General features: G+C 60.4%; 6 protein-coding genes and 1 pseudogene. 2 read left to right on the top strand and 5 right to left on the bottom strand.

The genetic code is table 11. The annotated features are described in order from the left end of the window. A pseudogene (locus tag ACWNRM_RS14165) lies at positions 1–111 on the top strand (IS630 family transposase); the annotation flags it as partial. A gap of 474 nt (positions 112–585) precedes the next feature. On the opposite strand, the gene ACWNRM_RS14160 reads toward ACWNRM_RS14165, so the two are convergent. Beyond that, on the bottom strand, positions 586–1203 hold the full coding sequence (locus ACWNRM_RS14160; protein WP_485171324.1) for an MlaC/ttg2D family ABC transporter substrate-binding protein: 618 nt from the start codon (positions 1201–1203) through the stop codon (positions 586–588). Positions 1204–1215: 12 nt separating this feature from the next. Beyond that, positions 1216–2061 carry an MlaA family lipoprotein gene (locus ACWNRM_RS14155; RefSeq protein WP_485171325.1) on the bottom strand — a complete coding sequence of 282 codons (846 nt, stop codon included), beginning with the start codon at positions 2059–2061 and terminating at the stop codon, positions 1216–1218. Between the two features lie 359 nt (positions 2062–2420). Here ACWNRM_RS14155 and ACWNRM_RS14150 point away from each other — a divergent pair, with 359 nt between their 5' ends. Continuing rightward, positions 2421–3572 carry an aldose epimerase family protein gene (locus ACWNRM_RS14150; protein WP_485171326.1) on the top strand — a complete coding sequence of 384 codons (1152 nt, stop codon included), beginning with the start codon at positions 2421–2423 and terminating at the stop codon, positions 3570–3572. 149 nt (positions 3573–3721) lie between these two features. Here ACWNRM_RS14150 and ACWNRM_RS14145 read toward each other — a convergent pair whose 3' ends face one another. The 3 genes from ACWNRM_RS14145 to ACWNRM_RS14135 form a co-directional block, all read right to left on the bottom strand. After that, positions 3722–4738: a sulfite exporter TauE/SafE family protein gene (locus tag ACWNRM_RS14145; protein ID WP_485171327.1), complete on the bottom strand. Its 1017-nt coding sequence runs from the start codon at positions 4736–4738 to the stop codon at positions 3722–3724. A gap of 176 nt (positions 4739–4914) precedes the next feature. Then, positions 4915–5742: a TerB family tellurite resistance protein gene (locus ACWNRM_RS14140; RefSeq protein ID WP_485171328.1), complete on the bottom strand. Its 828-nt coding sequence runs from the start codon at positions 5740–5742 to the stop codon at positions 4915–4917. A 32-nt stretch (positions 5743–5774) separates the two neighbouring features. Further along, entirely contained in the window at positions 5775–9002 is a 3228-nt protein-coding gene (locus ACWNRM_RS14135; protein WP_485172241.1) for a response regulator, read from the bottom strand. Positions 9003–9202 lie beyond the last annotated feature (200 nt).

The raw sequence follows: 9202 nt of genomic DNA, 5'->3' as shown, positions 1-9202 counted from the left end.
GCCGAACGCACCCGCGACGGGCTTTGGAACAGGATCGGCAAACTCATCGATCAGGTCGCGCCCGCAGAATGCGCCAACTTCTTCACCGCCGCTGGATACGAGCCAGATTGAGAGGAAAACGCTCTAATGGGGGATGCTGGATCCGGCTAGGGCGCATAAGGCAGGGGATTCAAGCGCCGTTCAGGCGGGTGATCGAATCCTGTACCCGCCGCGCGATTGTCCTGTGGCGGTCGGGATTCGAGCCATTGCAGCCTATAGTGTGAGGGGAGCCGCTGGCGCGTTGGGTGTCATGACCCAGTGCCTGTGGAGGGCATGTCAATGAAGCCAAGTCAGGCGCACGTACAGCATCAGGCGCACGTACAGCATATGTAGAAAGCCGACATATGATGGGGCGCAGAGCGACGTGTGCGAGAGAAGGAACCTGATATTCGGGATTGTCCCGCATGGTGTCAGGAGCAAGCCAGGCGACAACCAGGCATCGTATCAGGAGCGGGGAGATTGCCCAGAGCGACGGCGTATCGGACTATTTTCGTGGGGATGAGCCTTGACCGCCGGGGTGTGGCCCCGGCGGACACGGCGGCAGCGTCAGTGACGATGCGAGAGCTGACGCTCCAGCGCGCTGATCAGTGTAGCGACATTGCCGCCATTGCGGGCAAGGTAGGAGCTGTAATCCTGACGCTGGGTCAGGCGCAGGCTCGTTCCCTCGCCGATCATGTCGACAATCTTCATGCCGCCATCATGGGCAATCAGCAGGCCCATATCGGCAACCGGTTGACCGGGGCGCATGATCTGGGCGCTGACGAGTTCGCCATTGGGGGTGCTGGTCTGACCGGTTACCTTGAAGCTTACGCCGCGATAATCACCGATCTTGTCCGTCACGGCATTGACCAGCACCTGATGGAACAGCTTCAGATATTGCGCCTGCTGTTCGGGCGTGGCCGTCCGCCAATAGCGTCCAAGGCAGAACTTGCCAATCGTGGCAATGTCCACATTGCTCTGAAGCAGCGGCAGAACCTCGGCTCTCTTTTCGGCCAGGCCCTTGTCGCTGTTGATGATCCCAACGAGCTTGCCGCCAAAGGCGGTTACAAAGCCCTGAGCGTCCTCGGCATGAGCCGGAGAAGACAGAGCGGCGACGGATACGAGCGCTGTGGTCAGAACGCCCAGCGCTGCACGACGGGAGAGGGAGATGCAGGTTTTCAGCATGTCGGGAGGTCCTTAATTGTACCAGTCCGGCACGGTCGCCCGGTGGTCGTTGCGAAGCGAGTCAACCTGGCTGGCGCGGTTCTGCTGCCAGGCGCTACGAATGAACGCGTACGGATCGAGTGAATCCTGCTCGACCTGATCGATCTCGTCAATATGAGACGAGAATCCGCCCAGCACGCCAGCGATATTATAGGCCCAGTTGAATGTCAGCAGGCCATAGCCTCGTGGCACGTAGTTGATGGGCGACAGGCCCTGCGCGATGGCATAGCCTCCAGCATCGCGCAATGTGTTGGGGCCGAGGCCTGGCAGGAAGAGATACGGGCCGCTCGGTACACCCCATGTCGCCAGTGTCAAACCCGGATCGCTGTCATGATGCGGGTAGCCCAGCGATGTTGCAACGTCGATGAATCCGGCAGCGCCAAGTGTCATATTGATGACATAACGCATGAAGTCATCACCTGCGCGGCGTGGCTTGCCGGCGCCGACATCACTGAAGAAGATCGTTGGCATATACCATGTCTGGTTCAGGTTATCGATCGAGTTGCGGATCGGCTTGGGTACCGCCCAGGCCCAGGCCTTGCCCACCGGACGCAGCGCGTGATGGTAGGCCCACATCTGGATACCATACATCTTGCGGTTGACCGGCTCGTAGGGGTCGTTGGCTTCCTTGTAGTCCGCCAGCGCCTCGGGATCTTTCGGCGGTGGGTTACGCCAGCTGGCGCAGGCACTCAGGGAAAGAAGGGCGCTCAGCCCGATGAGAACACGGCCGCCCTTGCGCTGCTCGCGCCGTCTCTCACGGCTTGAATCGGCAGTTCCGGCTGTTGGCCGGTTATCGGAATCACCTAGCGGTGCGGTCATCGCAATCCCCAAGTCGTGTCAGCGCGCTCGGTCGCGCCACATACTGCGCACCTGCTCACGATCGTTTATCCGGAGCTGTCACTCAACTCCGGTCCTGTTACCTCATCGCGTCACCCACAATTCAGCAGAAATCATCCTCTCCGGCGGGAAGAGAATGTCCGTGCTGTCTCGCGAGAGACGCAGCATCGTGGTTTTCTAGCACGATGTCTGTCAGACGCCAGACCGTAGATGCCAACTCATGCCGTATGCGTAGCGTTTGAGGTGGGCTGCGGTTGAGGAAAATGAACTTTATATACTTTGACACAGATCATTTCTCCGACCAGTGTGGCGGCGAATCAACAGATGGAAGCACCTTGTCCATGAAAGCATTAGTGAAGAGCGCCGTATGTCTGGTGGCGCTTGCGGGGATAATGGACGGTGCGGCGCATGCTGCGCCAGCTGTGACGGTCCAGCCCTGGGGCAAGACCCCTTCTGGTGAGGACGTCAAAATCATCACCCTGACCAACGATCATGCGATGACGGTCCGTGTCATCACCTATGGCGGCATCATCCAGTCTGTGGAAGCGCCGGACCGCGCAGGTCATGTGCAGGATCTGGTCCTGGGGTTCGGTACACTTGAGGGCTACACGAAGGATTCGGCTGAGGGTGGCCTGTTTTTCGGGGCAATGATCGGTCGCTACGCCAACCGTCTTGCCCATGGCACCTTCACCATTGATGGCAAGAGCTACCATACGGATCTGACCGACCCGCCAAACGCCCTGCATGGTGGAAAAATCGGTTTCGACAAGCATGTCTGGACGCTGGTGGACACGAAAAAGAACGCCAAGGGTGCTTCGGTCACGCTGCGTCTTGTCAGCCCCAATGGTGATCAGGGTTTTCCCGGCACACTCACGACCAATGTGACGTATACGCTGGATGAAAACAACGCGCTCAGCCTGCACTACCAGGCCACGACCGATGCGCCGACCGTGCTGAACCTGACCAATCATTCCTACTGGAACCTGAATGGCGAGGGCTCGGGCTCGATCGAGAACGAGGTCATGCAGATCAACGCCGAGCGTTATACCCCGACCGACGGCACCTCGATCCCGACGGGAGAACTGGCCACAGTGGCGGGAACGCCGCTTGATTTCCGCAAACCCATGCGGATCGGTGATCATCTGCGCAGCGACTTCGCGCAAATGCTGATTGCCCGTGGCTATGACCATAACTGGATTGTCGATGGTGCCTACGGCAAAGCCCCGCGGCCTGCTGCGGTGATTTTCGATCCGGCTTCCGGGCGCACGCTTGAGGTCTCGACCAACCAGCCAGGATTGCAGGTTTACACCTCCGATTCGCTGACCGGGAAATATGCCGGTATCTCCCATCGGGCCTATCGTCAGACCGATGCACTGGCCCTTGAAGCCGAGCATTATCCCGACAGCCCGAACCATCCGTCCTTCCCGACCACGGAACTCCGTCCGGGACAGAAGTTCGACTACACGACCATCTTCAAGCTCGGTACGCGCTAAGCCTCCTGCGGCCCGATCCGAAAAAACCCTGCATGTCTCCGGGCGTGCGGGGTTTTGTTACGACTGGTGCTGCGCGCATCGGGCCTCGGGGCACGGCTTGCACGGTCTCAGGCACCCTGATCTGACCCCGTCATGCCGTCGGCACTTCGTTAGGCGTCATGCCGGTGGCGTCGTTGGAGGCCGTAGTCATGATCACCATGCAGGTCCCGCCGTGTAATGAACAGGCCACGATTGGCCGCGAGATGCAGCACCGTCAGGCGCGCGCCTGAACGGCCTGTCTGCGGGTCGATCACGCTGGCCACCCGATGTTTGACCTCGAGTTCCAGAGGCCGCTCAAACTCAAGCGCCAGCCGGTGGCTGCGCCATGTCATGGCCAGTTCCGTCTCGCCATGGGCGCGCCCGTAGCTGAGCGACATCGCATCCTTCTGAACAATCTGACGGGCGGCACCGCTCAGCATGAGAATTCCTGCTACCGCAGCCGCGGCATGGCCGATCCGGCAGAACTGGGCGTGGGTCAGCAGAGGCAGGACCCATTGCGTCACCTTGATCGCGGTCAGCGCTGCGGCACCCACGCAAACCCCAGCCAGAAAGACCCCACGATCAAACAGGCTAAACTGCGCATAAAGCACCAGCTTGATGGCATGAAGCAGCACCTCATTGGCTGCGCGCGTGGCAATCAGCGCCTGCTTCTGCAGGCCCAGCCTCTGGTAGAACCGGTTGAACAGGAGGCCTGTCGCGCCCGTGAATCCGGAAACGAACCCTGCCGCGAACCCTATGGCAGGCAGATAGCGCCACTGGCGCTGATCGGTCTCTACGGGCGGGCTGCGGCGAAGGAGCAGAAAGACATTGCCGCTCAGAAACAGGCCGAGAACGAGCTCAAGATAAACCGGTGGCATGAGCCGCAGGCAGAACACGCCCAGTGCGGCAGCTGGCAGGGCGGCCGGGGTAAAAAACAGAACAACCCGCCAGTTGATGACTTGCCAGAAGGTGACAATGCGCCCGACCGTACTGCACAGGGTACCGATGGAGAGCGCTGCCGGGATTCCGGGGGTGGCCAGCACAAGGCCCAGCACGGGCATGATCACGAGGCCAGCGCCTCCGCCTGCGACAGAAGAGATTGTGAAGGCAGCACAGGAGAGGCAGAAAAGGAGCAGAAAAACCATCATGGCCGGGAAACCGCTTCCGCAAGGCGCACCGGCAAGCAACATATGCCGGGCTCATGAGGGTCTTTTCTATATGAGAATTACTCTCAACAAATTATCAAATCATGTCGGTACGTACCGCCTGTGCTGTGGCGCTCGAAACTCGACGCGACAGAGGAAGGGTATGGCGCAGGCAGGGGCTACAATTTGCGGTCGCGCTTGATCCGGTCCCACGCCGCGTTGATGCGGGCAACCCGATCGCCAGCCTTGGCCAGGGCATCGGGGCTGAGGTTTTTCTGACCCAGAACATCGGGGTGATGTTCCCTGATCAGCACGCGCCAGCGCGTCCTGACTTCCTGATCCGTGGCGCTACGGGTGAGGCCCAGCTCCACATAGGCATCGTTTTCGTTGCTGGCTGAACCGGAGCGACCCGTTTCGGCCCTGTCCCAGGCTCCGGGCGGCAGGCCAAAAGCCGCATGGACCTTTTTCAGGAAAGCCGTTTCAGCAGGATGCAGTTCAGCGCCGGGGGGAAGATCCGCCCGAGCGATGACGAACAGCGCCATCAGCAGTTGCTCAAGCGGGGCACGATCCTTGGTAAAGCCCTTGCCCAGTTCACGGGCATACATCTCGAAATCATCCGTGCGGTCACGGGCCCGATCGAACAACATGCCCACTTCACGCATGTTATCGGCCGGAAACTGGAAGAGCGAGCGAAAGGCCCTGATTTCGGCCTTGTTCACCGGACCATCGATCTTGGCCATCTTGGCGCAGAGAGCGACCAGACCGATGGCATAAAGCTGATCGGTCTTGCCAAGCAGGGTGGACATCTTGGCGGCGGCCATGAAGGCGGCCCCATTGGGGTCAGGCTGTCCCTTGGTGCGCCAGTGCTCATGCCATCCCCCTGTGGGTGTTTCAAGCAGCGAGCCGCGATCGGCCGCATGGCCCAGCGCCGCACCCATGAGCGCGCCCATCGGTCCGCCAACAGCGAAACCGGCCACGCCACCGAACATCTTTCCCCAGAATGCCATTCTCTACCGGTAGCATGAGCACAGGGGAGAGTTCAAACAGTGGCGGGGCGATCTTTGGCAGACGCCGTGTCGTCAGCCGGTTGCGCCTGAGGCGGGAGGCGAGGGAGGCTGCGCGAGAGGGACGCAGTGAGCGTTGTGAGGTCATAGGGTTTGGACAGGACGACGACAGACGGATCGCCCTCAACGGCATGAACATCACCTGTAGCGAAAACGACCCCGATACCCGGCCTGAGGAGGCGCGCCTGCGCAGCCAGATCCTTCCCCGAGAGGCCCGGCAGGTTCACATCTGTCAGCAGCACATCAACCGGCATGGTTTGCAGCACGATGAGGGCCTCGTCGTAATCGGCAGCCTCAACGGTCAGGAACCCCGATTCCTTGAGCATTTCCGACGTGGCCTGACGGATCAGACGGTCATCCTCAACCAGCAGGACGGTCACGCAAAGCGTACGGGCCGGGGCGTTCCCCGTCCCGACGGACGCCACCCCCGAAGCTGCCTGGCCGACGCTGGCAGACGAGGCTTCTGTTGCGTCTCGCTGGCGCGGCGCTGTTGCCTGCACGCGCTGCTGGCGATTGGCCAGAACATGGCGGAATTTCCGGGCCAGCGCGTCGCGCGTGTAGGGCTTGGAAAGCAGCTCTACCCCGGCATCCAGGCGGCCGCCATGCACGATTGAGTTCTCGGTATAGCCCGAAGTGAACAGCACAACGATGTCCGGCAGGCGCTCCCTGGCGCGACGGGCCAGTTCCGGACTCTTGAGGGTTCCGGGCATGACGACATCGGTGAACAGGATATCGATGGGCATACCGCTTTCGATCACCACCAGCGCATTGGCGGCATCGGTGGCCTTGAGAACCTGATAGCCGAGGTCGGAAAGCATCTCGACCACGGTAGCCCGTACTTCGTCGTCATCCTCCACCACCAGCACGGTTTCGCTGCCGCCGGTGACGGGGGCCATGTGATGTTCGATCTCGACATCCTCGGCGTCCATCGCACGGGGCAGATAGAGCTTGATGGTCGTGCCTTCGCCCGGCTCGGAATAGATGTTGATGTGACCGCCGGACTGCTTGACGAAGCCATAGACCATAGAAAGGCCAAGCCCGGAGCCCTTGCCTTCTGCCTTGGTTGAGAAGAACGGTTCAAACACCTTGGCAAGAATGTCGGGTGTCATACCCGTGCCGGTATCGCTGACGGCCAGAAGCACATATTGCCCGGCCTTGACCTCGTCATGCTGGCGCACATAGGCATCATCGAGATGGGTGTTGCCGAGTTCGATCGTCAGCTTGCCCTGCCCATCCATCGCATCGCGGGCATTGATGGCGAGATTGAGAAGGGCGTTTTCAATCTGTGCCGGATCGATGAACGTGTTCCACAGACCAGCCGAGACGATGGTCTCGATCTCGATCCCTTCACCAATCGCACGGCGCAGCATTTCATCCATGCCACGCACGAAGCGGGTTACATTCACGATCTTGGGTTCGAGTGCCTGACGGCGGCCGAAGGCAAGCAGCTGGCTGGCCAGACGTGAACCACGCTGCACGCCGCCCATTGCGCTGCTGACGTGACGCTCGGCCCGGCTGTTGCCCATCACATATTTGCCGAGCAGTTGCAGATTGCCGCTGATCACCTGAAGCAGGTTGTTGAAATCATGCGCCACGCCGCCGGTCAGCTTGCCGATAGATTCCATTTTCTGCGCCTGAGCCAGTCGGGTCTCGGCCTGCCGTCGCTCTGTGATCTCCTCGATCACGCGATTTTCGAGCGTCTCGTTCAGCTTGCGCAGCTGTTCTTCAGCCCGCTGGCGATGGCGTACCTGACGGGACAGGTCTTCGGCATGATCGCGCAACGCAGCTTCTGCGGCGCGTTGATGGGTGATGTCGGTATGAACCCCCACCCATTCGGTGATTTCGCCTGAGGCATCGAGGATGGGCAAGGCGCGTATGGCAAAGTTGCGCCACTGCCCGTCGCGGTTGCGTACGCGATGCTCATGCACGAACATGCTGCGTGACGACACGGAGGCATTCCATTCGACAACCGAGGCGGCCGCGTCGTCCGGGTGAACGGCGTTGGCCCAGCCGAAACCCTGATATTCCTCGCTTGTCTGGCCTGTCAGCGCAGCCCAGCCCGGCTGCTCGCCCGTCATGCGGCCATCGGCGCTGTTGGTCCACAGCACACCATGAACGGCTTGCATTGCGGTGCGGAAACGCTTGTCGCTCGCGGCGACCTCGGCGATACGCCGTGCCCGGTCCTCGATATCGATGCCGAGGATATGCACGCCGTGCACGACCCCATCATCGTCGATATGCGGCACGTAGCGGAACTCTGTATGACGCTCTGTGCCGTTCTGATGAGGCAGGAGCGTCTCAGCGGTGAGAGACCGGCCCGAGAGCGCGGCTTCCAGATCGGGGCGCCTGTCTTCATAGACGCGTGCCCCCAGAACTTCGATGACGGGACAGTTGACGATGCGCTCAAGCGGCAGGCCAAGCCAGGATTCATAAGCGGCATTGGCAAAGCGATAGACATGCGCCTGATCGACATAGGAAACGAGCATGGGCGTCGCATCGGTAACGCGCCGTAATTCCGCTTCGCTTGAGGCCAGACGCTTCTCGGCGTGAACGCGTTCGGTATTGTTGACGATGGTGCACAAGACGCCGCCAGGCGCTTCGCCCATTTCGTAAACGGGGGTGAAATAGAAGTCGAGAATCAGCGTTTCGACCTGATCCTGCCGGTTGAGCCTGATCTTGCGATTCTGGAAACTTGCGGCTTCCCCGCGCAATCCGGCTTCGAGAACGGGTTTTGTCCACGCATCGAGTTCGGGGAAGGCTTTTGCGAGCGGCGTTCCAAGTGCGTAGGGGTGGCGGTCGCCTGCGATAAGACTGAAGGCGTCGTTGTAGAACAGGATCTGCTCGGGCCCCCAAAGCAGCATCTTGGCCACGGGGGAATTGACGATATTGGTAATCGTTGCCCGTAGCGGATCAGACCATCGGCATGTTGGGCCAACGGCATGCTGTGCCCAGTCCAGCCCACGGATCAGCGCACCGCATTGACCACCAGCAGGCGGAAAGGCGACGCCCTCCCGCTTGGCCGAAATGGCCATTTTCTCACGCAGCAGGGTCAGGCCGGCTTCGATCATGGCGCGCTTGCTCGCGAAGCTGCCACGTGTGATTTCGGCTTCGATGAAGGCTTCGAGGCTGTCGGGAGAAGTGGCAGTGCCAGATGGGCAAGACGTCATGGATCGATGAAGCCCCAGCATCACGAAGGTGAGCATTATGATGTTGTCGTTAAATATCGACAACGATCGTCATTGGCTAGAGGTTTGCTCACGGTCAGGTGAGAGGCGTTGCAATGATCGTGGGGGGGCTGCGCCATCATTGTCAACCGCCCGTACCAGGTCTTGCAGCAATGGTCTTACCCCCCGAAAAATGCAAAAGAGATAATTACTTGTGCAGATTGCTCTGTGCTCGATAT

It is taken from the genome of Asaia sp. A2, assembly GCF_057319415.1.
The sequence above is the reverse complement of the archived record's forward strand: the minus strand, read 5'-3'. Positions and strand labels throughout refer to the sequence as shown.

What these genes read in the sequence shown, in the direction of transcription:
- ACWNRM_RS14160 (WP_485171324.1), bottom strand. Translation starts at nt 1,203, where the DNA reads ATGCTGAAAACCTGCATCTCCCTCTCCCGTCGTGCAGCGCTGGGCGTT.
- ACWNRM_RS14155 (WP_485171325.1), bottom strand. Translation starts at nt 2,061, where the DNA reads ATGACCGCACCGCTAGGTGATTCCGATAACCGGCCAACAGCCGGAACT.
- ACWNRM_RS14150 (WP_485171326.1), top strand. Translation starts at nt 2,421, where the DNA reads ATGAAAGCATTAGTGAAGAGCGCCGTATGTCTGGTGGCGCTTGCGGGG.
- ACWNRM_RS14145 (WP_485171327.1), bottom strand. Translation starts at nt 4,738, where the DNA reads ATGATGGTTTTTCTGCTCCTTTTCTGCCTCTCCTGTGCTGCCTTCACA.
- ACWNRM_RS14140 (WP_485171328.1), bottom strand. Translation starts at nt 5,742, where the DNA reads ATGGCATTCTGGGGAAAGATGTTCGGTGGCGTGGCCGGTTTCGCTGTT.
- ACWNRM_RS14135 (WP_485172241.1), bottom strand. Translation starts at nt 9,002, where the DNA reads ATGCTCACCTTCGTGATGCTGGGGCTTCATCGATCCATGACGTCTTGC.